Consider the following 22,355-nt stretch of genomic DNA (forward strand, 5'->3'; position numbering starts at 1 on the left):
GGACAGTCAGTGGCCGGGGAAGTGGATCAGGGCGGTTGCTTCGATGCCGTCTGTGCGCAGTGCTTCCGCGCCGCCGAGGTCGGCGAGGTCGACCAGGAACTGGGCTTGCGTGACGACCGCGCCGGCTTTGTGGAGCAGGCGGACGGCGGCGCGGGCGGTGCCGCCGGTGGCTATCAGGTCGTCGACCAGCAAAACGCGGGCGCCGGGGGGCAAACGCATCGGCGTGGATCGCGATGCGGTCGGTTCCGTATTCGAGCGCGTAGTCTTCGGCGATCGTGACGCCGGGGGAGCTTGCCGTCCTTTCGGATCAGCAGGACGCCGGCCTTCAGTGGCGCGGCCAACGCGGCGGCGAAGAGGAAACCGCGGGCTTCGATACCGGCGACCAGGTCGACGGGGCCGGAGACCGCCGCGACCATCCGCTCGATCGCGGTCGCCCAGCCGTGCGGATCGAGCAGCAAGGTGGTGATGTCGCGGAACTGGATGCCGGGCTTGGGGAAGTCCGGGATGGTGCGGATCAAAGCCTTCAAGTCGGCGTTGCGCTCGGTGGTCTCGGACATGGACGTTCCCTTCTTCGCGCTAAGCGGCGGCCGTATCGCGGTGCTGCGCGACGGCCAAAACGAAAGCGGCGGATCAGGCTGTTTGCCCGTCCGCCGCTCCCTCTATCCGTGCGCCCTTATCGCGGGAGCCCGGCCGTCATCAATGCTTAACGTCGCGCCAGACGTTCTGGTACGCGCCCCAGGCGAGGCCGCAGAAGATCAGGATGAAGATGATCGATGCGAACCCGGCAGCATGGCGTGCCTCGAGATTGGGCTCGGCGGTCCAGGTCAGGAACGCCGCGACGTCGGTCGACATTTGCTCCTTCGTCGCCTTGGTGCCGTCCGCGTAAGCGACCTGACCGTCCGACGTCAGCGGTGGCGGCATCGCGATGTTGAGGTTCGCGAAATACGGATTGTAGTGGAGCCCGGTCGGCGTCTTGATATCCGGGAATTCCTTCAACAGCGCGGCGGGCTGCGTCGTGTAGCCGGTCAGCAGCGAATGGACATAGGCGGTGCCCTCCTCGCGCGCCTTGGTGATCAGCGAGAGATCGGGCGGCAGCGCGTTGTTGTTCGCGGCGCGCGCGGCGATCTCGTTGGCGAACGGCGACGGGAAGTGATCCGACGGGATATTCTTGCGCGTCGCGGGCTCGCCGGTCTCGGGGTTGATCGACGGCTGCTCGATCACCCACTGGTTGGCGATCGCCTTAACCTCAGGGTCGGTATAGCCGATCTTGGTCAGGTCGCGGAACGACACCAGCCGGAGCGAGTGGCAGGCCGAGCAGACCTCCTTGTAGACCTGGAACCCGCGCTGCAGCTGGCGACGGTCGAACTTGCCGAACACGCCGTTGGAGGCGAGCTCGAGTTCCTTGGGGTGCTTGTGCGCGACGCTCTCCGCGGTCGGTGCGACGGGGTCGGTGATGGCCCCGTAGACGCTGCCGAACAGCGCGATGCCGAGCACCAGCACGAAGGCCGCGCCGACGAAGGATGCGATGAGACGAACCATGTGTGTGTCCTCGAGTTCGTATCAGTGCGCGGCGTGCGGCGCGGAGGGCACGCCATGCGACGTGGGCGCCGTCGACAGCGCTGTGTGGGCCGGGCTCGTGCCGCCATGCTTGTTCAGCACCGCTTCGGTGATCGAGTTGGGCAGCGGCCGCGGACGCTCGGACCGCGAGATCAGCGGCAGGATGATCAGGAAATGCGCGAAATAATAGGCCGCGCAGATCTGGCTGAGGATCACGTAGAACGCGTTCGCCGGCGCACCACCGCAATAGCCGAGCACGAAGATGTCCGCGACCAGCACCCAGAACGCGATCCGCGCCTTGGGACGATAGTTCATCGAACGAACCGGCGAGCTGTCGAGCCAGGGCAGGAAGAACAGCAGCAGGATCGAGCCGAACATCGCCAGCACGCCCCACAGCTTCGCCGGCAGAATGAAGTCCGCGGTGAAGGCACGCAGGATCGCGTAGAATGGCCAGAAATACCATTCGGGGACGATGTGCGCGGGCGTCGAGAGCGGGTTCGCCGGGATGTAATTGTCCGGGTGGCCGAGATAATTCGGGAAGAAGAACAGCAGGCTGGCGAAGATCAGCATGAAGATGCCGAGCCCGAAGCCGTCCTTCGCGGTGTAGTAGGGGTGGAACGGAACGGTGTCCTGCTCGCCCTTCACGTCGACGCCGGTCGGATTGTTCGAGCCGGGGATGTGCAGCGCCCAGATGTGCAGGATGATGACGCCCGCGATGACGAACGGCAGCAGGTAATGCAGCGAGAAGAAGCGGTTGAGCGCGGCGTTGTCGGGCGCGAATCCGCCCAGCAGCCAGATGCGGATGGTGTCGCCGACCAGCGGGATCGCCGAGAAGAACCCGGTGATGACCTGGGCCCCCCAGAAGCTCATCTGGCCCCAGGGAAGCACGTAGCCCATGAACGCGGTCGCCATCATCAGCAGGAAGATGACGACGCCGAGCAGCCAGACCATCTCGCGCGGCGCCTTGTACGAGCCGTAATAGAGCCCGCGGAAGATGTGCGTGTAGACGACGATGAAGAACATCGAGGCGCCGTTGGCGTGCGCATAGCGCAGGAACCAGCCCGCATTGACGTCGCGCATGATGCTCTCGACCGAGTCGAATGCGACCGCGCCGTTGGCGGCGTAGTGCATCGCCAGGACGATGCCCGTGATGATCTGGATCGCCAGTGCGGCACCGGCGAGCACGCCGAAGTTCCAGAAGTAATTGAGGTTGCGCGGGACGGGATAGCCGCCGCCGAGTGAATTATAGACGAGCCGGGGAACGGGAAGCCGCTCATCCAGCCACCGCGTCAGCGGCAGCTTCGGTTCGTATTGCTTGGCCCAGGGAAAGCTCATGTCGTTTTCCTCAGCCTACCGTGACGACGGTGTCGGAGTTGAAGGCATAGTCCGGAACGTGGAGGTTCGACGGAGCGGGGCCTTTGCGGATGCGCGCGGCGGTGTCGTAGGCCGAGCCGTGACACGGGCAGAAATAGCCACCGAACGGCCCCTTGTTCTCACCCGCGCCCGCGCCGAGCGGGACGCAGCCGAGGTGGGTGCAGACGCCCAGCGTGATCAGCCAGTTCTTCTTGCCCGCCTTGGTGCGCTGCTCCAGCGTCTGCGGATCGCGCAGCGTCGAGATGTCGACCGCGTCGGCTTCCGAGATTTCCTTCGGCGTCAGGTTGCGCACAAATAGCGGCTGCTTGCGGAACGAGGTCTTGATCGCCTGGCCCGGCAGGATCTTCGACAAGTCGATCTCGGTGGTCGACTGTGCGAGCACGTCTGCGCTCGGGTTCATCTGGTTGATCAGCGGCAGGACGATCGCGACCGCGCCTACCCCTGCAAAGGAGACCGCGGCGATGTTGATGAAATCACGGCGGCGAGGATCATGGGCCTCTTCGTGAAACGGCTCTGGCGATTCGCCGGGGGAACCATGTCGTCGACTGTCGCCATTCATCTCGCCCTTGCACGTTATTTTTTTCGTGGCCTGGCGGGGCTTCCGGTTTCGACGAACCGTTGCCCACCCTGCCCGACCGTCCCCACGGAGGCTGCGCTTTGATAGACGGCGGGGCGCGGGTTTGCCAACTGCAATTTGCTTTGGGTTACCGCCTTGCTAGGGGATCGGGCATGAGAATTGCCCTCTATCAGCCCGATATCGCCGGAAATGTCGGCGCGATCCTGCGGACCGCCGCGTGCATGGGGATCGGCGTCGACCTGATCGAACCGATGGGATTCACCTGGAGCGAGAAGGCGGTGGCGCGCTCGGGGATGGATTATGTGGGGGGCGGTCGACGTGGTGCGGCATGTCGATTGGGATGCGTTCCTGGCACAGGTGAGCGGGCGGATCGTGTTGCTGACGACGAAGGGCGCGGTGCGGCTGGATGTTGCCGAGTTCCGCGAGGACGATGTGTTGCTGATGGGGAGCGAAGGGACTGGGGTGCCTGAGGAGGTGCACGCGCGCGCCGATGTGCGGGTGCTGATCCCGATGCGGCCGGGGTTGCGGTCAATGAATATCTCGGTGGCGACGGGAATCGTTGCGGCGGAGGCGCTACGGCAGACGGACGGCTGGCCAAGCTGATCCTGCCTTCTGCGCCCCTCCCTGGAAGGGAGGGGTTGGGGGTGGGTAGGCCAGCTTGTGCCGCCAGCGTCCCACACTGCTGAAACCGACCCACCCCCAGCCCCTCCCCTTCCAGGGAGGGAAGCCAGAAGGAGGAGCCTCTTGCCAGAAGCGGCGTATCCCCTTTCACGCGTCGCTTGCTGGCGGTAAGACCCCCGCATGACCGAACTCGACCCCCCAGCAAGCCGCCGCCCGCCACTGGTTCGAATCCCTGCGCGATCGCATCTGTGCGGAGTTCGAGGCGATCGAGCGGGAGGCGGGCTCCGACGCGTCGTTCGAATACACGCCCTGGGACCGGATCGATCCGTCGGGAGAGCCCGGCGGTGGCGGTGTCCGCAGCGTCATGAAGGGCAAGGTCTTCGAGAAGGTCGGCGTCAACGTCTCGACCGTCGAGGGCACGTTCGAGGGTGACTTCGCCAAGTCGATCCACGGTGCGGGCGAAGACCCGCGGTTCTTCGCGACCGGGATCAGCCTGGTCGCGCACATGACTAACCCGCACGTGCCGGCGGTGCACATGAACTGCCGCTTCCTCAACACAACGAAGCGCTGGTTCGGCGGCGGCGGCGATCTCAACCCGCCCTTGCCGATCGAGGAGGACACGGCGGACTTTCACGCGACGATGAAGGCGGCGTGCGACGCGCATGATCCCGCGCACTACGAGCGGTTCAGGGAGTGGGCGGAGACCTATTTCTACATCCCTCACCGGAAGGTCGGCCGGGGCGTTGGTGGGATTTTCTTCGATCATCTCGATGGCGATTTCGAGAGCAATTTCGCGTTCACGCGCGACGTCGGCGAGGCGTTTCTCGACGCCTATCCGCGGATCGTGCGGCGGCGGATAGATACGCCGTTCGATGCGGCCGACGAGGCGCGGATGCTCGAGTGGCGCGGGCGCTATGCCGAGTTCAACCTCGTCTATGACCGCGGGACGCTGTTCGGGCTGAAGACCGGCGGCAACATCGATGCGATCCTGATGAGCCTGCCGCCTCGCGCGACATGGTCGTGATCCAGTGGCGCTGATCCCGGTTGCCGACGACGTCCTTGCGACGATCGTCACGACGCTGGAAATGCGCAAGCGACCGCCGCTGCGGCCGAGCCCCGGATCGCGGTTGCGGCTGGTGAAGTGGGAGCGGCCCGCGCTGGAGAAGTATCGCGCGCTGTTCCGGCGGGTCGGGAGCCCGTGGCTGTGGTTCTCGCGGCTGGTGATGGCGGACGATGCGCTGTCGGCGATCGTGCATGATCCGGGGATCGCGGTGTATGCGGTGATCGATCCGGCGGGGATCGAGGTCGGAATGCTCGAACTCGATTTCCGCGAGGCGGGGGCGTGCGAGATTTCGTATTTTGGGTTGATCCCGGAGTTGGCGGGGCAAGGTCATGGGCGGTGGCTGATGGCCGAGGCTTGCGCGCGGGCCTGGGCGAAGGGGGTGGAGCGGGTCTGGCTGCATACCTGCACGCTCGATCATCCGAGCGCGTTGGGGTTTTATCGGGCGCAGGGGTTCGTGGTGGTGAAGCGGACGATCGAGACGTTTCCGGACCCGCGGGCGTCTGGGTTGCTGCCGCAGGAGACGGCGCCGCAGATCCCGTATCTGGGGAAGAGTCCTGAGGACTAACGCACTCGATCACGCCCAGCCCAGCTTTACTCCCCCGGCGCAGGCCGGGGTCCAGTTGGGGGACGGTGCTAACGAAGGTGGCGCGTCGTTACTGCGACCTCTCCAACTGGGCCCCGGCCTCCGCCGGGGAGGTGCTGTTCTACTTGGCGGACGGCCCCTTACCTTGCCAAACGCCGGTAAGCGGAGATCGCGATCAGGGCCATCGCTATACCGGCCGCCATGGCCGCCACCGCGGCGCCGGCATCGACGATCGCGAGTGCTACCGGGTTGGCCTGTCCGCCTTCGCGGAGGGCTCGGTCGGCCATCATGAACGGCGCGCCGACGAGCCAGCCGCTGATGTAGCTGAACGCCGCCAGCCCCATCAGCGGTAGCCCCGAACCACGGCTGAGTACGAGACTGCGACGGATCGCAGCCAGCGCACCGAGCGGGGCTTCGGCGAACAGCGCCGGGCCGGTCAGCATCGTCCGGCCGAGGATGTAGAGCCCCGGGATCGCGTACAGCAGCAGCCCCGCCCCCGCCGGCAGCGACACGATCACCATCGCCAGCAGGAAGCGCGGGAATATCCGGAGGCAGCGCGTCAACGCCTGCCGCAGGTCGAGATGCTCACGATCCAGATACAGCGCGTAGAACAAGGACGTGCCGAAGAAGCTCATCACATAGGCGAGCAGGTACCAGCCGCCATGCGCCGCCGCCCAAGTCTGCACCGCATCGGCCCAGACCATCGCCTGCGCCTCATTATTGCCCGCCGCCGCGTCCGGCATCGGCGGATCGGGCACGACCAACGCGAGCGCGAAGGCAGGCAGGAACAGGAACGGTGCGGCGATCCGCAGCAACAGGTCGCGGTCGCGCTTGAACAGCGTCCAGGCGTCGGTGAGAACGGTCGCGAAATCGAGCTTCATCGGGGATTTCATTCCTGGGGGAAGTTTCTCTCTGACCGCGACGTAGAGTTGCGCGGTGAAGACCGCGGCGAGCGCGGTGAAGACGGTGGTGACGATCGTCGCGACGACGCCCGACAGGAAGGTCGCGGTGGCGATTCCGTCGGCGCCGAGCGCGAGGCGGAAGATGATCCCGGTCACCGACTGCGCGGCCCAGGTGGACACGAGCATGACGATCGCGAACAGGATCAACACGCCGATGATCCGCCACGTCAGCCCCTTGGTGAGCTGGACCGAACGGCGGATCGCACCGATCCCGCGACGTTCGTTGAGGATGACGGGGTTGAGCAACACCAGTCGGGCGCCGATCCAGATCGCCACCAGCAGAAAGGCAAGCCCGTACAGCGCCACGAATGCCGCCGCATTCGCGCTGGGCGGGGTCATCTGGACGCTCGATCCGCTGGCCGCAGCCGCGAAATCGAACCCCGAATTGAGCAGGACGATCACCGGCGGCACCACGAACAGCGCTGCGACAAACGTCAGCAACATCGTGATGCCGAGCGCCGGGAGCACGCGCTTGCCCGCCACGCGACGCGCTTCGGCGGCGTTGGTGGCGGGATCCGTCGCGATCGCGACGATCGCCAACTGTGCCCAGATCACCGCGACCAGTGCGGCGATCGCCAACGTGGCGCCGACCAGCGCGAACGTCAGCGTGCCCGGCGTCGAGAAGGCGGCGAAGCCATCGCGGAGCACGCTCGGCAGCGCTATGCCAAGCAGCGCGATCGGTGCGATCATGTCGGTGCGCCCGTTCAGCACCTCAATCGTGCGATCCCAGACCGTTCCCATCTTCACGCGTGCGTTGACTATACCCGTCGTCGCGCCTGTCGTCGCCATGCCTGTGCTCCCGCCATTCCCGTTCCTGCGCGAGGTAGCCCAAGCCCTCGCGCTTGACCACATGGTTGAAGGGCTCGTCGCGGTTGCAACTTGCGGCACGGGTGCGCAATTGGGATCGGTGATCACCCCCTCCCCTCTCCGATATCGAATGGCGGACCAGCGCCGGCCTTACCCCCTATGCGGATGCGCTGGCCGAAATGGAGGCGCGCGCGGTCGCCGTCGGCACCGGTGAGGCGCGCGAACTGCTGTGGATGCTCGAACATCCGCCGGTCTACACCGCGGGCACCAGCGCCGAGCCGGGCGACCTGATCGACGCGCGCTTTCCGGTGATTCCGACCGGGCGCGGCGGGAAATACACCTATCATGGGCCGGGGCAGCGGATCGGCTATGTCGTGCTCGACCTGACCAAGCGCGGGCGCGACGTGCGGTGCTACGTCCACGCGCTCGAATCCTGGGTGATCGCAGCGCTGGGCGAGCTCGGCGTCGAGGCGTTCGCGGTCGATGGCCGGGTTGGCATCTGGACGCTCGATCGGGGTCGAGAGGCGAAGATCGGGGCGATCGGGGTGCGGGTTAAGCGGTGGGTGACGCTTCACGGCTTCTCGGTCAACGTCGACCCCGACCTGTCGCACTTTGGTGGTATCGTGCCCTGCGGCCTGCCGGAATACGGCGTTACCAGCCTGCAATCGCTCGGCATTCCGGCCGACCTTGCAACTTTCGACGCGGCCCTGGCGTTGACGGCCGATGCTTTCCTTGAAACAGTTTCTTGTCCTTGAGAAAACGAGGCTTGAGGGCAAAGCGTTATCGGATTAATGTCCACTACGATTTGGGTATTAAGGGCGAGCAGCCAGCCAAATCCTCTATCTAGGGAGCTTCCACATGCGTGCACTCATTTCCAAGGTTCTGACCGGTTCGCTGATCGCCAGCGCAGCACTCGCTGTTTCGGCTTGCGGTCCCAAGACCGAGACCACGACCGACAACACGATGGTCACCGACATGAACGCCACTGAGGGCATGGACACGATGTCCGACAACATGACCGCAGTCGACGGCGCGTCGAACGGTGGCATGATGGCCAACGACACCATGATGGCGAACGACACGATGATGTCGAACGATACCATGATGACGAACAACGCGATGACCACCAACGCAATGTAATTTCCGCAAGGAAACTACGACGTTGTGGAGGGCCGCCCGGGCAACCGGGCGGCCCTTTTCGTTATTGGCGATGTCCGATGGGTTTCGGCGATCGAAGCGCGTGCGGCGGCACCCCTTTAGCCCCCTCTGTCGAACGATCGTTTCGGCGCCGACGGATTTCTGACGTTCCCACCCGACAACGGCGTCGGACGACGGGTCGAAAAGGTTAAAATCGCTTGGGAGTTTCACGGAAACGCTTTAGATTCGATCACTTGGAATGCCCTGGGGAGGTTGGAATGAAGGTGTTGCGTACCGCGCTCGCGCTTTGCGTGGCGTCGAGCGGGCTCGCTGTGGCGCAGTCGGCGTCGGCGCAGTTCTTTTTTACAGTCGCGCGATTTCTCGGGCGCAGCCGTCACCGGTGAAGAATCCGACCTTGGCCAGGCCCTGCCCGGCGCGACGTCGGCGGAAATGCGGGCGGCGCTGGTGTGGCACATGCGTGCGGCGCTCAACGTCGCGGCGTTGCAGTGCCAGTTCGAACCGACACTGTTGACCGTGCCGAACTACAACTCGATCCTGGCCGACCACGGCGAGGAGCTGAAGGGGGCGTTCGACACGTTGACCAAATACTTCGTGCGCGTGAACAAGGCGGCGGGCCCCAAGGCTGGCCAGACCGCGCTCGACCAGTTCGGAACGCGGACCTATTCGAGCTTTGCCACCGTGGCCGCGCAGTACGGCTTTTGCCAGACCGCAGGGTCGATCGGGCGTGATGCGGTGTTCGCACCTCGTGGGCATTTCGCCGACGTCGCACTGGCGCGCTCGCGTGAGTTGCGCAACAGCCTGATCCCGTGGGGCGAGCAGCGCTTTCCCCGGTACATCGGTCGCGAACGGGGGGGCACCGATGATGATCCGCCTCGATCCGATCTGCTGGAACAAGAAGGGCGAATGGGTCGTGAAGAAGTGCGGCGCGCAGAACTGGCCGCCGGTCGGTTTGGGGATGGCGACTCGCTGAGAGGGTTGGCTCGGGGGTTGAGTGATCTGGAAAAGTACCTCCCAGTCCTCACCCTTCGCACCTGGCAACCGGCCGCCGGGCCTTCCCTTTGTTCAACATCCTGATCACCTAGCGTTACGCAATACCCACGCGAGAGCTGGAGTGGTGCGTGAGGCTAGGATTAGCGCAGACCGAGCAGCTTGTGCGTCTGGAGCGACAGTCGCCACTGCGGGCGTTCCATGACCAAGTCCACGCACGCCTCTCGGTTCGCATCCGCCCGGGGATCGTCGAGGGGCTGGAGCAGGAAGTTCTCGAAATCCCAGGTCTCTACCTCGTCGATGTCACTGCCCGGCTGCGGCCAGACGAGCTTCAGCTCGTGCCCGGCGCGCTGGACGACGATGCTGCCGGCCTTGGGGCTGATGCAGATCCAGTCGATTCCCGGATGCGCCGGGATCGTACCGTTGCTCTCCATCGCGATCTGGAAACCCTGCGCATGCAGCGCATCGACGATAGCGTCGTCGATCTGGAGCATCGGCTCGCCACCGGTCAGGACGACGAATCGATCGCGCACCCCTTCTCCCCAAAAAGCCCGCTACCGCTGACGCCAAAGCCTGCGCATCGGCAAACTTGCCGCCGCCGAGCCCGTCGGTGCCGACGAACTCGGTATCGCAGAACTTGCACACCGCGGTCGCGCGGTCCTGTTCACGGCCCGACCATAGGTTGCACCCAGCGAACCGGACGAACACCGCGCGGCGACCGGCGTTGACGCCCCTCACCCTGCAACGTGAGGAACATTTCCTTGACGGCGTAGCTCATGTCAGGCCGGCTTGACGGCGTAGCGCGTCGGGTCGGCGATCCCCGCCTCGTCGAAGCCGCGAGAACGCAGGCGGCAGCTGTCGCACTCGCCGCAATGCTCACCGGCGGGTGTCGGATCGTAGCATGACCAGCTGAGGCCTAGGTCGAGGCCGAGCCGCGTACCTTCGCGAACGATGTCCGCCTTGGTCATCATCTGGAGCGGTGCCTGGATGCGGAACGGTTCGCCTTCGACGCCGGCCTTTGTCGCGAGTTCGGCGAGGCCTTCGAAGGCGGCGATGAACTCCGGCCGGCAATCGGGATAGCCGGAGTAATCGAGCGCGTTGACGCCGATATAGATGTCGCGTGCGCCCGCCGCTTCGGCCCATCCGAGCGCGAGGCTGAGGAAGATCGTGTTGCGCGCGGGGACGTAGGTGACGGGAATGCCGCCGCCGTCTTCGGTACCCGCGCCGTCCTTCGGCACGTCGATATCGGCGGTCAGCGCGGAGCCGCCGAACGCGGAGAGGTCCATCGGCAGCACGATGTGGCGGTCGGCACCGAGCGCGCTGGCGACGCGGCGCGCGGCATCGAGTTCGATCCGGTGGCGCTGATTATAATCGAACGAGAGCGCGAGCACGCGCTGGCCGGCTTCGCGCGCAAGCGCGGCGGATACCATCGAGTCGAGCCCGCCCGAGACGAGGGCGACCGCAAAGGGAGCAGGGGATGTCATGATGCGTGTTCGCTAGGCCAGCGAGCGCAAAAAGAAAGGGGCCGCCCGGGGAGCGGCCCCGAGTTTGGCGCGGACACGCGCCAAAGGGGAGAAACGTGCTGAATAAGAGCACGTGACCAGTGGTAAGGGTGAGGCGTAAAATTGCGGTTAATGCTCGCCCCCTCTCCCCTCCGGGGGGAGAGGGAAGGAGGAGCCGTAGGCTACGGAAGGGTGAGGGGTGGTTGGGTCTGGTGTCCTGAGCCTCACGCCCCTCACCCTCCCACGCTTCGCGCGGGCCCTTCCCTCTCCCCTGCAGGGAGAGGGTTTTATTCCTCCACCGGCACCGGGAATTTCTTCGCGCAGAACGCACAGTCGACGATGATGAAGCCGGTCTCGTCCGCCATCGACTGGCGCTCCTCCAAGGGAAATTTCGAAATCACGCCCCGGATATAATCCGGATCGCAGCGGCACCCGCGCATGATCGGGATATCCGCCAGGATGCGGACGTCTTCCTCTTCGTTGAACAGGCGCCACACCAGCGTTTCCAGCGGCAACGTCGCATCGGTGAGTTCATCGACGCCCATCGTGTTGCCGAGCGTGGCGACATGCTCCCATTCCGGATGATCGAGCTTGGTATGCAGGCGCTCGCGCCCGTCCCTCGCCCTCCGGGAGGTGCTGGAGGAACAGCCCGCCCGAGATACAGCGACCGTCGGGGCCTTTCGCCATGCCGGTGCGGATCATCGTCGGAATCTGCTCGGACTGCGTGAAATAGCTCTGCGCGGACTGCGACAGCGTATCGCCGTCGAGGGGGACGATGCCCTGATAGCGTTCGTTGCTGGTCGCCATGTCGAACGTGATCGCGAGATAGCCGGCACCGAACAACGCGAACAGCGATGGTTCGGCGGGGGGCCTCGGCGAGCTTGTCCGCGTCATATTCGATATAGCCGCGCACTTCGCCGCCGCGATAGTCGCAGACGAGGAGCTGGACGACGCCGTTGTCGGTGCGCGTCTGCATCGTCAGCTGGCCGCTCGAATCCTTGAGCGTCGAACCGATCAGCGCGGCAAGCGTAAGGGCTTCGGCGAGCAGCTTCTCGATCGCGGGCGGATAGGCATGCGCGGCAAGCACTTCGTCGAGCGCGGTGCCGAGCCGCACAATCCGGCCGCGTGCACTGCGCGTCGGGATCGCGAAAGCCAGCGCACGGTCGAGATCGGTCACGTTGGGGTCGAATTTTGGCGTATCGTTCATCGTCCGCCAAATGGTGACCCTGCCCGTTCAGGTCAACCGATCTGCCCGAAGCACCAGCGCAGGACCGACTTCTGCGCGTGAAGGCGGTTCTCCGCTTCCTGCCAGATCAACGACTGCGGGCCGTCGATCACGTCGGGCGTGACTTCCTCGCCGCGGTGCGCGGGCAGGCAGTGGAGGAACTTCGCATCGGGCTTGGCGAGCGCCATCAGCGCGGCGTCGACCTGATATGGGGTGAGCGCCTTCAGCTTAGCCTCGGCGTGCGCCTGCCCCATCGAGATCCAGGTGTCGGTGACGACGATGTCAGCGCCTTCGACTGCCTCGCGCGGGTCGGCCACGACGCGCGCCCGACCCGACGACCGCGTGATGGCCTCTTCCTCTGGTTGGAACCCCTGCGGGCAGGCCGCGACGACGTCGAACTGCATCAGCCCGGCGGCCTCGACGATCGAGGCGAGCACGTTGTTGCCGTCCCCGAGCCACGCGATCTTGAGGCCGGGCAGCGTCTTGCCACTCTCGATGATCGTCAGCAGGTCGGCCATGATCTGGCACGGATGCGACGCGTCGGTCAGCCCGTTGATGACCGGGACCGAGGCGTAGTGCGCCATCTCCTCGATCTTGGCGTGATCGTCGGTGCGGATCATGATCGCGTCGACATAGCCCGACAGGATGCGCGCGGTGTCGGCGATCGACTCGCCGCGGCCGAGCTGCATCGAGCCGCCGTCGGACACGATCGAGGTGCCGCCGAGCTGGCGGATCGCCATATCGAACGAGAAGCGCGTGCGGGTGGAACTCTTCTCGAACACCATCGCGAGCGTGTGCCCGGCGAGCGGCGCGTCGGTGTCGGCGCGGCCCTTGGGGAAGCCGGCGCGGGCCGCCTTGCGGTCGAGTGCGTCGGCCAGCATCGCGGCGATGCCGTCGGCTCCGGCGTCGGTGAGATTCAGGAAATGGCGGGTCATAATATCCTCCCCGGCGTGGGGAGGGGGGACCGTTCGCATAGCGAATGGTGGAGGGGGGCCCCCACGAACGCGACACTTCGGGGCGATCCCCCTCCACCATGCTTCGCATGGTCCCCCTCCCCGTATCGGGGAGGATTTAAGTCAATCGTCGGCAGCGGGTACGTAGACTCGCGCGGCGGTCGACAGCTTGTCGATGCACTCGGCGATGTGGCTCTCGTCGATCACCAGCGGCGGCAGGATGCGAACGACGTTCTCGCCCGCCGATACCAGCAGCAGATTGTGGTGGTCGCGCGCGAATGCGACGAACGCCCGGCTGTCGCTCTTCAGCTTCAGCCCGAGCATCAGCCCGGTACCGCGGACGCTGTCGAACAGATGATCGTGGTTGGGGATCATCTGCTCGAGCCCCTGCCGCAACCGGTCGCCCATCGCCGTGACGTTGTCGAGGAAGCCGTCCTCGAGCATCACGTCGAGGATCGCCTCGCCCGCCGCCATCGCCAGCGGGTTGCCGCCATAGGTCGAGCCGTGCGTACCCGCGACCATGCCCTTGGCCGCCTCCTCAGTCGCAAGGCACGCGCCCAGCGGGAAGCCGCCGCCGATACCCTTGGCGACCGCCATGATGTCCGGCGTGATGCCGTACAGCTCGTGCGCGAAGAACTTGCCGGTGCGCCCATAGCCGCACTGGACCTCGTCCAGCACCAGCAACAGGCCGTGCTCGTCGCACGCTTTCCGCAGGCCGGTGAGGAACTCATGGCTCGCCTGGCGGATACCGCCCTCGCCCTGGATCGGCTCGACCAGGAAGCCCGCGGTGTTGTCGTCGATCAGCGCCAGCGCACCTTCGAGATCGTTGAACTTCGCATAGGCGAACCCCGGCAACAGCGGCTCGAACCCGTCACGCATCTTCGCCTGATTGGTCGCCGAGATCGCGCCGAGCGTACGCCCGTGGAACGCGGTGTCGAACGTGATCAGCGTGTGGCGCTGCGGATTGCCGTTGGCGAAATGATAGCGGCGCGCGGTCTTGATCGCACACTCGACCGCTTCCGCACCCGAATTGGTGAAAAACACGGTGTCCGCGAAACTGTTGTCGACGAGGCGCTGCGCGAGATGCTCGCCCTGCGGCGACCCGTACAGGTTCGACACGTGCATCAGCGTCGCCGCCTGCTCGGCGATCGCCTTGGTCAGATGCGGGTGGCCGTGGCCGAGCGCGTTGACAGCGATGCCGCTGGCGAAATCGAGATACTGCTGGCCGTCCTCGCCGAAGAGGTACGCGCCCTCGCCTCGGACCGGACGCACGCCACACCGCGGGTAGACGGGCATGAGCGGGGTGATGGTCACGACGGCAAGCTCCTTCAAACAGCGAGGGCGACCCTTATCGGCCGCCCGAACCGCCTGATACGAGCGCGCGACGCCGGGAGCAACACCACTTGCATCACCCACCAAAGCTGACCGAGATTATATCGCCGTCGCCCTGTCGCATCACCCTAAACAAGCGCATGCATCGGAAGACGCGGCGCCAGGATCCTGTGTGCTTTGATTCGATTCGAATGACCTCGTCGAAGTACAGGGGAGATAATCATGATCAAACTTACGATCGGCGTAGCATTGATATCGACCGCGATATCGCCGGTAGTCGCGCAAGACGTCCTGTCGGGTACTTGGAAGGGCGATATCAGTGCCAGTCAATTGTCCACCAAACCTTCCAGCACGTTGATAGACAAGGGCCTATATACCTGCGCCACGTGCAAGCCGGTCGTGAAGGTCGTCGCCGACGGTGGCTGGCATGCGGTGGCCGGACAGCCTTACTATGACGAGATGTCGGTAACCGTCGTCGATCCGGCGGTCGTGAAGTACGCGACGAAGAAGGGCGGCAAGATCGTCAGCGAAGCGACCGAAACGCTGTCGGCCGACGGAAAATCGATTGCGACGGCATTCAGCGAGACGGTGGGCACGACCGGAGTTCCGATCACCGGCACGTCGGTCAGCGATCGCGTTGCCCCCGCCCCTGCCGGCGCGCATGCCACGTCGGGCTCATGGCGCCAGACCAAGGATGCGCAGGTGTCCGACAGCGGGCTGACGTTCACGTTCGCGCAGGTCGGCAAGGTCGTGACCTATTCGACGCCGATCGGCATCTCGTTCGCCGCGACGATCGGCGGTCCGGCAGTGCCGGTGACGGGCGATCCGGGCTGGACGACCGTGTCCCTGACGCAGCCCAGTGCCCGCACGTTGCACGAGACCGATATGTTCGAAGGCAAGGTGACCGGCAAATTCCTCATGACGGTCTCGCCCGACGGCAAGACGATGAGGATCGACGTCAACGACATCAAACGTGGGAAGACGTCGACGCTGGTCGCCTACAAGCAGTAGGTGATCGTTTGAGAGCCATGACGGTGCCCAGCTAGGTCGTACTCCCGCGAAGGCGGGAGGCCGGGCTGGGCACCGGCCTTCGCGGGTGAACACAATGGGGGTGGCGAGCTTAGCGAACTCGGGCCGCCTCCGTGGCGTTTTCGGAGGGTTGCGATGCCCCCACCCGTTCCCGACACACGGCACCATTACCTCACGCGTCGATCGCCTCCTCGTCCATCCGACCCGCATTCTCCTGGATGAACGCGAAACGGTGCGCGGGATTGTTGCCCATCAGGCGGTCGACGAGGTCCTTCACCTGTGCGCGCTCCTCGTATTCCTGCGGAAGCGTGATGCGGAGCATGCCGCGTGTTGCTGGGTCCATCGTGGTTTCGCGGAGCTGGCTCGGGTTCATCTCGCCGAGACCCTTGAAGCGGCCGACATCCACCTTCTTGCCCTTGAACACGGTGCGTTCGAGTTCGGCGCGGTGCGCGTCGTCGCGAGCATACACGCTCTTGGTGCCGACGGTGAGGCGGTAGAGCGGCGGTTGCGCGAGGTAGAGATGCCCGCGGCGGACGAGCTCGGGCATCTCCTGGAAGAAGAACGTCATCAGCAGAGTCGCGATGTGTGCGCCGTCGACGTCGGCGTCTGTCATGATGACGATGCGTTCGTAGCGGAGCGTGTCCGGCGTGCAGTCCTTCCGCGTACCGCAGCCCAGCGCGAGGGTGAGGTCGGCGATTTCCTGGTTGGCGAAGATCTTGGCGCTAGTGGCCGACGCGACGTTGAGGATCTTGCCGCGGATCGGGAGGATCGCCTGCGTTTTCCGATCGCGCGCCTGTTTCGCCGAGCCACCTGCCGAATCACCCTCGACGATGAAGAGTTCGGTGCCCTCGGGCGAGTTGGCCGAGCAGTCGGTGAGCTTGCCGGGGAGGCGCAGTTTCCGCGCGGACGTGGCGGTCTTGCGCTTGACGTCGCGTTCCTGCTTGCGGCGCAGGCGTTCGTCCATCCGCTCCAGCACATAGTTCAGCAGCGCCTTGCCGCGCTCCATGTTGTGGCTGAGGAAATGGTCGAAATGATCGCGTACCGCCTTCTCGACGAGGCCGGCGGCTTCGGGGCTGGTGAGGCGATCCTTGGTCTGGCTTTGGAATTGCGGCTCGCGGATGAAGACCGACAGCATCAGTTCGCTGCCGACCATGACGTCGTCCGCGCTGATATCCTTGGTTTTCTTGTTGCCGACGAGATCGCCGAACGCGCGCAGGCCGCGGACCAGTGCCTGGCGGAGACCCTGTTCGTGCGTGCCGCCGTCGGGGGTCGGGATGGTGTTGCAATACCAGCTGTACGAGCCGTCGCTCCACAACGGCCACGCGACCGCCCATTCGACGCGACCCTGGGTTTCGCCGTTCGCGCTCGGGAAATCCTGCGAGCCCGAGAAGAAGTCGGAGGTCGCGCACTCGCGGCCGGCGATCTGGTCGCGGAGGTGATCGGCAAGGCCGCCGGGGAACTGGAACACGGCCTGCGCGGGCGTGTCGTCGCCGATCAGATCGGGCGCGCAGTGCCAGCGAATCTCGACGCCCGCGAACAGGTACGCCTTGGAGCGGACGAGCTTGTAGAGGCGCTGCGGCTTGAAGTTCAGCTCGTTGCCGAAGATCTCGGTATCGGGCGTGAACGCGACGCTGGTCCCGCGACGGTTGGGCGTGGCCCCGAGATGCTCGATCGGGCCGAGCGTCAGGCCCTTGGCGAAGCGCTGGCGATACAACTGCCGATCGCGCGCGACCTCGACGACGGTGTCGGACGACAGCGCGTTGACCACGCTGATGCCGACACCGTGCAGGCCGCCCGATGTCGCATAGGCTTTGCCAGCGAACTTGCCGCCCGAGTGCAGCGTCGAGAGGATCACCTCCAGCGCGGACTTGTCGGGGAACTTCGGGTGCGGGTCGACCGGAATCCCGCGGCCGTTGTCGACGATCGTCAGCCGGTTGTTCGCCTCCAGCGTGACCTCGATGCGCGTCGCGTGGCCGGCGACCGCCTCGTCCATCGCGTTGTCGAGCACTTCGGCGGCGAGGTGATGCAGCGCGCGTTCGTCGGTGCCGCCGACATACATGCCGGGGCGGCGACGTACGGGTTCGAGGCCTTCGAGCACCTCGATCGACGACGCGTCATAGGTGTTGGCGGCGGTTTTGCCGGCGCCGGGCGTCGAGGGGGACGCGAACAGATCTTCAGCCATGACGGGAACGTAGCCGCAGGCGCCGGACAAAGCCACAGGCTCCGTTTGTTCTCCCTGTGATCGAAAAGCCACATTGATTTAGATTGTTGCAGTGCGGGGATAAATTTTGCGGAACCGGCCGTTTATGAAAAACCTGTCATGAAGTTTTCGGGAGTGAATATGACTAAGACGATGATGGTGGCGCTCGCTGGCGCCGCTACGCTGGGTTTTGCTGCAATGCCTGTCGCGGCGCAGGAGATCACCGAAGACGCACCGTTCAGCGGCATCTATTTCGGTGCGGCCGGTGGCTATGACGTGCAGCCGAACGACGAAGGTTCGTCGATCCTGTTCGACCGCAATCTCGATGGCCGCTTCGGCGATGCTGTCACGACCGCCGCTGGCGCCAACGCGTTCTCGCCCGGTTTCTGCAACGGCGCCGCACGGAGCAGCACGGCTCCTGCCGTCGGTGGCCGTGGCTGCCGCAACGACAAGGACAACACCGCCTATTACGCGCGCGTCGGCATCGACCAGCAGCGCGGCAACATCGTCGTCGGCGTCGTCGGCGAGTTCGGCAAGTCGAACATCCGCGACAGCGTCACCGCCTTCTCGACCACGCCCGCCTTCTACACGATGACGCGCGACCTCGACTGGGAAGCCTCGATCCGCGGCCGCGCCGGCTACGCGGTCAACACGACGCTCTTCTACGGCACGTTCGGTGCGGGCTATGCACGCATCAACCGCGATTTCTACTCGAGCAACACCGCGAATGCCTATGCGCAGAGCGGCAAGAAGAACCAGTTCGGCATCACCGGCGGCGGTGGCATCGAGCAGAAGCTCGGCAAGAACATCTCGGTCGGCATGGAATACATGTTCCATCAGTATCAGGACGACGACGCGCGCGTCCTCGTGACGCGCGGCACGCAGCCTGCGAACAACCCGTTCGTGCTCGCGCCGAACACGGCCGGCACCGCGTTCAAGCGCTCGGATGACAACTTCCGTTGGCACAGCCTGCGCGGCACGGTGGCGTTTCGGTTTTGAGGCGCAGGGCGGCCTGCTCCAAGCTGGAGCAGGACTCGCCCAAGCCCGGCCGGCGCGGCTCGCCGCGGCCGACGACATGGGCTTTGCCCATGGCTAGCGTGATATGAAAAAGGCCGCTTCCTCACACGGGGAAGCGGCCCTTTCGTTGCTCGCTGTAGCTTCCGCCATTCGATAGCCAGTTGCCAGCCGCAAGCGTGTTTCCCCGCGAAGGCGGGGACCCAGTCTGGGCTCCCGCCTTCGCGGGAGAACAAGGAAGGGTGCCACCCCCTCCATGTGCCCCACCCCGGCGGAGGCCGGGGCCCAGTTGCGCAACGTTGTTAAACGCGGGCGGCGCTCAGTTACCGCGACCTTCCCAATTGGGCCCCGGCCTTCGCCGGGGTGGCACCTCTTGGAAGAGCCGTTTGCCATCAAATTAGAATGTTATCTTGGTCGCGGACCACCAAACGGCAGCGGCGGCGTGGGACGACGATCGCGACGGGGCAACTGTGCCTGGTACGCGTGGCCGCAGTGATCGACGCAATACGGAAAACCGGGGTTCACCGCCTTGCCGCAGAAGTGGAAGTCGGGCTCGCCAGGATGGCCGAGCGGCCATTTGCAGATGCGGTCGTTCAGTTCGAGCAGGCTCGTCTTGTTCGCCATCTCGGCCGACGGCTTGGCAGGCACGAGGCGACGCGGCGGGGCGGGCGTGCTCGGTGGCTGCTGCTCGCCGGGTGCCTGGCGGAGGAAGCCGCCGGGACCGACCGAGCGCAGGATCGGCTGGGGCGCTCGAACGGGGGCGACGACGGCCGGAGCCTCGTCCTCGTCTTCGTCCTCTTCGTCCTCAGGCTCGTCGGCGACCGGCTCGGGCTCGACCGGCGCCGCCGCCACGACGGGCGGTGCGACCGGGGCGGGCTTGGGGGCCTCGACCTTGACGGGCTCCGGTGCCACGACCGGCTCGGGCGACGCCGCAGCAGCCGACGCCGATGCTTCGGCAGCAGCAGCCGCCTTCGCCTCGGGATCGTTCGGCTTCACCGGCGACGGGCGCGCTTGCAGCTCGAGGCGGTGGGCCTTGCCGATGACGGCGTTGCGGCTGACGCCACCCAGTGCTTCGGCGATCTGGCTGGCGGTCTGGCCGGCCTCCCACATCGTCTTGAGCGTCGCGATGCGCTCGTCGGTCCAGGACATGTTCGTTCCTTAGTCTTGCTCAGCCGGGTTGCGGGCGGCAGCGGCAGCGATTACCCGCAACGCCTATGAGCAGCCAGCCCCCAATCGGTGAAATCCATTCGGCGGTGCATTCCGCCCCCGGCGTTCCCGTCATAAAGAGCGTGAACTGGGAGGGATTGCGAACCCTCTATATCAAGGAGGTGCGCCGGTTCTTCAAGGTGCAGCTTCAGACGGTGTGGGCGCCGGCGATCACGACGCTGCTGTTTCTGATCGTATTCACGATCGCGACGGGCGCAAAGAGCCCGGTTCCGGTCGATGGCCAGATCGTCGCGTTCGCCGATTTCATCGCACCGGGGCTGATCATCGCGCAGGGCATGATGGGCCCGGCGTTCGCCAATGCGAGCTTCTCGCTGCTCGTCGGCAAGATGCAGGGCACGATCGTCGATTACCTCCAGCCGCCACTGTCGACCGGTGAGTTGCTGGGCGCGTTGGTAGCCGGCGCGGTAACTCGCGCGGTGATCGTCGGGATCGTCGTGTGGGCGGCGATGGCGCTCTATCCGGGCGTGCACGTGACGCCGCATGCGCCACTCGCGATCATCTGGTTCGGGTTGCTCGGTGCGACGTTCCTCGCGCTGTTGGGCGTGCTGACGTCGATCTGGGCGGACAAGTTCGATCATGCGGCTGCGGTCACCAACTTCGTGATCGCGCCGCTGTCGCTGCTGTCGGGGACGTTCTACTCGGTCGATAAGCTCGCACCGGCGTTCCGCGCGTTCAGCCATGCCAACCCGTTCTTCTACATCATCTCGGGATTCCGATACGGGTTCCTCGGGATTGCCGACTCACCAGTGATGATCGGCGGGATCGTGATTCTGGTGATCGACCTGGTGCTGGCGACGCTCTGCTACCGGTTGCTGAAGAGCGGTTGGAAGCTGAAGAACTGATGTACAGACTCGCGCTCTGGCTGGTGGCGTTGGCGGTGGCCTTGCTGCCGGTCGGGGCGGTGGCGCAGGGTGCGGTGGCGGATCCGGCGTTGCGGGCGAAGGCCGATGCGCTGGTCGCGATCCTTGACGGGCGCGGCGCATATGACGCGTATTTCGCCGCGAGCTTCCGCGAGAAGGTGCCCAAGGCGGAGTTTGCGTCGATCGGCGAGAAGCTGAAGGCGACGCTGGGCGCACCGCAGAAGATCGAGTCGCTGACAGCGACTTCGGCGTGGTCCGCGGATCTGGTCGTTGGCTATGCGCGGGGAACGGCGAGCGTTCGGCTGGTGATCGACCCCGCGCCGCCGCATGCTGCGACCGGGTTGCTGATCACCGGCACGGGGGGCGCGCGACGATAGCCTGGCGAAGGTCGAGGCGGAGTTTCGTGCGCTGCCGGGGGCTAGCGGGTTCGGGCTTTACGCGCTCGGCGAGGGTAAGCCCGAGCCGATCCCTCGAATACCGTGCCGATGTCGCTGCACCGCTGGGGTCGGCGTTCAAGCTGTGGGTGCTGGCGGAACTGGCGCGTCAAATTGCGGCGGGCGAACGGCATTGGGAAGACGTCGTGAAGGTCGGGCCACCGTCCTTGCCGTCTGGCGTGTTGCAGACCTGGCCCGCCGGGTCGCCGGTGACGGTGCAGACGCTCGCGACGATGATGATCTCGATCAGCGACAACACCGCGACGGATACGCTGCTGACGACGCCTCGGACGCGCGAAGGTGGATGCGATGGCGGAGGCTGCTGGCGGCACCGTGCCGGTAATGACGACGCGCGAGATGTTCGCGTTGAAGGGCGACCCCGCGCTGACGAAGGCTTGGGCGGCGGGGTCGGTGGAGGAGCGGCGGGCGCTGCTGGTCGACAATGCGGTGAAGATTTCGACAGCCAAGCTCGATCCTACCGTGTTCGCCGGGAAGCCGGTGGCGATCGACAGCGTCGAATGGTTTGCGAGTCCTTCGGCAATGGCGGGGCTGCTCGCTCGGTTGCGGGGGGCGGATGCTACGACTCGGGCGGTGCTGGCGGTGAATGCGGGGGGTCGATCCGGCGATCGCGAAGCGGTTTGGGTATGTCGGGTTCAAGGGTGGTGGCGAGCCGGGGGTGCTAGCCTTGAACTATGTGGTGCAGGCGAAGGACGGGCGCTGGTATGCGGCGACCGGGAACTGGCACCGGACTGATGACGGCGTGAACGAGGTTCGGTTTGCGGGGCTGATGGGGCGGGCGCTGGCATTGCTGGCTGCGCGATAAGGTTCGCTACCCTGCCCCGTCTTAAAGGCCACCACCCCGGCGAAGGCCGGGGCCAGTTGGGGGGACG

At 65.5% G+C, this 22,355-nt stretch carries 19 protein-coding genes and 6 pseudogenes; 13 read left to right on the forward strand and 12 right to left on the reverse strand.

Annotation, left to right across the window (positions count from 1 at the left end; translation table 11 throughout):
• Positions 1 to 6: 6 nt before the first annotated feature.
• The 4 genes and pseudogenes from NHF48_RS09890 to petA form a co-directional block, all read right to left on the reverse strand.
• Positions 7 to 557: pseudogene (locus NHF48_RS09890) on the reverse strand (adenine phosphoribosyltransferase).
• Positions 558 to 696: 139 nt separating this feature from the next.
• Complete coding sequence (locus tag NHF48_RS09895; protein ID WP_253071010.1) at positions 697 to 1,539, reverse strand: cytochrome c1; 843 nt, start codon at positions 1,537 to 1,539, stop codon at positions 697 to 699.
• Positions 1,540 to 1,560: 21 nt separating this feature from the next.
• Entirely contained in the window at positions 1,561 to 2,892 is a 1,332-nt protein-coding gene (locus NHF48_RS09900; RefSeq protein ID WP_253071011.1) for a cytochrome b, read from the reverse strand.
• Positions 2,893 to 2,902: 10 nt separating this feature from the next.
• A complete protein-coding gene (gene petA / locus NHF48_RS09905) occupies positions 2,903 to 3,490 on the reverse strand; it encodes a ubiquinol-cytochrome c reductase iron-sulfur subunit (RefSeq protein WP_253071012.1) in 588 nt (195 codons plus the stop codon).
• 170 nt (positions 3,491 to 3,660) lie between these two features.
• Here petA and NHF48_RS09910 point away from each other — a divergent pair.
• From NHF48_RS09910 to NHF48_RS09920, 3 genes and pseudogenes are all read left to right on the forward strand, one after another.
• Positions 3,661 to 4,111 (forward strand): annotated as a pseudogene (locus NHF48_RS09910) (tRNA (cytidine(34)-2'-O)-methyltransferase).
• Between the two features lie 217 nt (positions 4,112 to 4,328).
• A pseudogene (hemF, locus tag NHF48_RS09915) lies at positions 4,329 to 5,153 on the forward strand (oxygen-dependent coproporphyrinogen oxidase); the annotation flags it as partial.
• A gap of 4 nt (positions 5,154 to 5,157) precedes the next feature.
• Complete coding sequence (locus NHF48_RS09920) at positions 5,158 to 5,757, forward strand: GNAT family N-acetyltransferase (RefSeq protein WP_253071013.1); 600 nt, start codon at positions 5,158 to 5,160, stop codon at positions 5,755 to 5,757.
• A gap of 158 nt (positions 5,758 to 5,915) precedes the next feature.
• Here the strand turns inward: NHF48_RS09920 and NHF48_RS09925 are convergent, their stop codons facing one another.
• Complete coding sequence (locus NHF48_RS09925; protein ID WP_253071014.1) at positions 5,916 to 7,526, reverse strand: glycerophosphoryl diester phosphodiesterase membrane domain-containing protein; 1,611 nt, start codon at positions 7,524 to 7,526, stop codon at positions 5,916 to 5,918.
• A gap of 143 nt (positions 7,527 to 7,669) precedes the next feature.
• On the opposite strand from NHF48_RS09925, the gene lipB reads away from it, so the two are divergent.
• The 4 genes from lipB (at position 7,670) to NHF48_RS09945 (ending at position 9,776) form a co-directional block, all read left to right on the forward strand.
• On the forward strand, positions 7,670 to 8,299 hold the full coding sequence (gene lipB / locus NHF48_RS09930; protein WP_263817028.1) for a lipoyl(octanoyl) transferase LipB: 630 nt from the start codon (positions 7,670 to 7,672) through the stop codon (positions 8,297 to 8,299).
• A 103-nt stretch (positions 8,300 to 8,402) separates the two neighbouring features.
• Complete coding sequence (locus tag NHF48_RS09935; protein WP_056065069.1) at positions 8,403 to 8,684, forward strand: hypothetical protein; 282 nt, start codon at positions 8,403 to 8,405, stop codon at positions 8,682 to 8,684.
• Positions 8,685 to 8,959: 275 nt separating this feature from the next.
• Positions 8,960 to 9,085 (forward strand): hypothetical protein, encoded by a 126-nt coding sequence (locus NHF48_RS09940; protein ID WP_263816832.1) that lies wholly within the window; start codon positions 8,960 to 8,962, stop codon positions 9,083 to 9,085.
• Between the two features lie 46 nt (positions 9,086 to 9,131).
• Positions 9,132 to 9,776: a hypothetical protein gene (locus tag NHF48_RS09945; protein ID WP_253071015.1), complete on the forward strand. Its 645-nt coding sequence runs from the start codon at positions 9,132 to 9,134 to the stop codon at positions 9,774 to 9,776.
• A 56-nt stretch (positions 9,777 to 9,832) separates the two neighbouring features.
• Here the strand turns inward: NHF48_RS09945 and queE are convergent.
• From queE to NHF48_RS09970, 5 genes and pseudogenes are all read right to left on the reverse strand, one after another.
• Positions 9,833 to 10,467: pseudogene (gene queE / locus NHF48_RS09950) on the reverse strand (7-carboxy-7-deazaguanine synthase).
• Between the two features lies 1 nt (position 10,468).
• Positions 10,469 to 11,173 (reverse strand): 7-cyano-7-deazaguanine synthase QueC, encoded by a 705-nt coding sequence (gene queC / locus NHF48_RS09955; RefSeq protein WP_253071016.1) that lies wholly within the window; start codon positions 11,171 to 11,173, stop codon positions 10,469 to 10,471.
• A gap of 305 nt (positions 11,174 to 11,478) precedes the next feature.
• Positions 11,479 to 12,398: pseudogene (hslO, locus tag NHF48_RS09960) on the reverse strand (Hsp33 family molecular chaperone HslO).
• A gap of 32 nt (positions 12,399 to 12,430) precedes the next feature.
• Complete coding sequence (argF, locus tag NHF48_RS09965) at positions 12,431 to 13,351, reverse strand: ornithine carbamoyltransferase (RefSeq protein WP_253071017.1); 921 nt, start codon at positions 13,349 to 13,351, stop codon at positions 12,431 to 12,433.
• Positions 13,352 to 13,492: 141 nt separating this feature from the next.
• Positions 13,493 to 14,683 carry an aspartate aminotransferase family protein gene (locus tag NHF48_RS09970; RefSeq protein ID WP_253071018.1) on the reverse strand — a complete coding sequence of 397 codons (1,191 nt, stop codon included), beginning with the start codon at positions 14,681 to 14,683 and terminating at the stop codon, positions 13,493 to 13,495.
• 240 nt (positions 14,684 to 14,923) lie between these two features.
• Here NHF48_RS09970 and NHF48_RS09975 point away from each other — a divergent pair, with 240 nt between their 5' ends.
• Positions 14,924 to 15,712 (forward strand): hypothetical protein, encoded by a 789-nt coding sequence (locus tag NHF48_RS09975; RefSeq protein ID WP_253071019.1) that lies wholly within the window; start codon positions 14,924 to 14,926, stop codon positions 15,710 to 15,712.
• A 190-nt stretch (positions 15,713 to 15,902) separates the two neighbouring features.
• Here NHF48_RS09975 and parE read toward each other — a convergent pair whose 3' ends face one another.
• A complete protein-coding gene (gene parE, locus NHF48_RS09980; protein ID WP_253071020.1) occupies positions 15,903 to 17,912 on the reverse strand; it encodes a DNA topoisomerase IV subunit B in 2,010 nt (669 codons plus the stop codon).
• Between the two features lie 159 nt (positions 17,913 to 18,071).
• On the opposite strand from parE, the gene NHF48_RS09985 reads away from it, so the two are divergent.
• Positions 18,072 to 18,929 carry an outer membrane protein gene (locus NHF48_RS09985; RefSeq protein ID WP_253071021.1) on the forward strand — a complete coding sequence of 286 codons (858 nt, stop codon included), beginning with the start codon at positions 18,072 to 18,074 and terminating at the stop codon, positions 18,927 to 18,929.
• Positions 18,930 to 19,349: 420 nt separating this feature from the next.
• On the opposite strand, the gene NHF48_RS09990 is transcribed toward NHF48_RS09985, so the two are convergent.
• Positions 19,350 to 20,093 carry a GcrA family cell cycle regulator gene (locus NHF48_RS09990; protein WP_253071022.1) on the reverse strand — a complete coding sequence of 248 codons (744 nt, stop codon included), beginning with the start codon at positions 20,091 to 20,093 and terminating at the stop codon, positions 19,350 to 19,352.
• Positions 20,094 to 20,158: 65 nt separating this feature from the next.
• Between NHF48_RS09990 and NHF48_RS09995 the strand changes: the two genes are divergently transcribed.
• From NHF48_RS09995 to NHF48_RS10010, 4 genes and pseudogenes are all read left to right on the forward strand, one after another.
• On the forward strand, positions 20,159 to 21,013 hold the full coding sequence (locus tag NHF48_RS09995) for an ABC transporter permease (RefSeq protein ID WP_056065087.1): 855 nt from the start codon (positions 20,159 to 20,161) through the stop codon (positions 21,011 to 21,013).
• Positions 21,013 to 21,408, forward strand: coding sequence for a hypothetical protein (locus NHF48_RS10000; protein ID WP_253071023.1), 396 nt, complete (start codon positions 21,013 to 21,015; stop codon positions 21,406 to 21,408). Before NHF48_RS09995 ends, NHF48_RS10000 begins: the two co-directional genes overlap by 1 nt.
• 146 nt (positions 21,409 to 21,554) lie before the next feature.
• A pseudogene (locus tag NHF48_RS10005) lies at positions 21,555 to 21,683 on the forward strand (serine hydrolase); the annotation flags it as partial.
• Between the two features lie 82 nt (positions 21,684 to 21,765).
• The gene (locus tag NHF48_RS10010; RefSeq protein WP_263817050.1) at positions 21,766 to 22,218 is read left to right on the forward strand and encodes a hypothetical protein; all 453 of its coding nucleotides are present in this window, start codon (positions 21,766 to 21,768) and stop codon (positions 22,216 to 22,218) included.
• Positions 22,219 to 22,355 lie beyond the last annotated feature (137 nt).

The organism is Sphingomonas sp. H160509, assembly GCF_024124765.2.
Lineage (GTDB): Bacteria > Pseudomonadota > Alphaproteobacteria > Sphingomonadales > Sphingomonadaceae > Sphingomonas.

Coding starts and splice junctions, on each gene's coding strand:
- NHF48_RS09895 (WP_253071010.1), bottom strand. CDS start 1,539: ATGGTTCGTCTCATCGCATCCTTCGTCGGCGCGGCCTTCGTGCTGGTG.
- NHF48_RS09900 (WP_253071011.1), bottom strand. CDS start 2,892: ATGAGCTTTCCCTGGGCCAAGCAATACGAACCGAAGCTGCCGCTGACG.
- petA (WP_253071012.1), bottom strand. CDS start 3,490: ATGAATGGCGACAGTCGACGACATGGTTCCCCCGGCGAATCGCCAGAG.
- NHF48_RS09925 (WP_253071014.1), bottom strand. CDS start 7,526: ATGGCGACGACAGGCGCGACGACGGGTATAGTCAACGCACGCGTGAAG.
- NHF48_RS09935 (WP_056065069.1), top strand. CDS start 8,403: ATGCGTGCACTCATTTCCAAGGTTCTGACCGGTTCGCTGATCGCCAGC.
- NHF48_RS09940 (WP_263816832.1), top strand. CDS start 8,960: ATGAAGGTGTTGCGTACCGCGCTCGCGCTTTGCGTGGCGTCGAGCGGG.
- NHF48_RS09945 (WP_253071015.1), top strand. CDS start 9,132: ATGCGGGCGGCGCTGGTGTGGCACATGCGTGCGGCGCTCAACGTCGCG.
- queC (WP_253071016.1), bottom strand. CDS start 11,173: ATGACATCCCCTGCTCCCTTTGCGGTCGCCCTCGTCTCGGGCGGGCTC.
- argF (WP_253071017.1), bottom strand. CDS start 13,351: ATGACCCGCCATTTCCTGAATCTCACCGACGCCGGAGCCGACGGCATC.
- NHF48_RS09975 (WP_253071019.1), top strand. CDS start 14,924: ATGATCAAACTTACGATCGGCGTAGCATTGATATCGACCGCGATATCG.
- parE (WP_253071020.1), bottom strand. CDS start 17,912: ATGGCTGAAGATCTGTTCGCGTCCCCCTCGACGCCCGGCGCCGGCAAA.
- NHF48_RS09985 (WP_253071021.1), top strand. CDS start 18,072: ATGACTAAGACGATGATGGTGGCGCTCGCTGGCGCCGCTACGCTGGGT.
- NHF48_RS09990 (WP_253071022.1), bottom strand. CDS start 20,093: ATGTCCTGGACCGACGAGCGCATCGCGACGCTCAAGACGATGTGGGAG.
- NHF48_RS09995 (WP_056065087.1), top strand. CDS start 20,159: ATGAGCAGCCAGCCCCCAATCGGTGAAATCCATTCGGCGGTGCATTCC.
- NHF48_RS10000 (WP_253071023.1), top strand. CDS start 21,013: ATGTACAGACTCGCGCTCTGGCTGGTGGCGTTGGCGGTGGCCTTGCTG.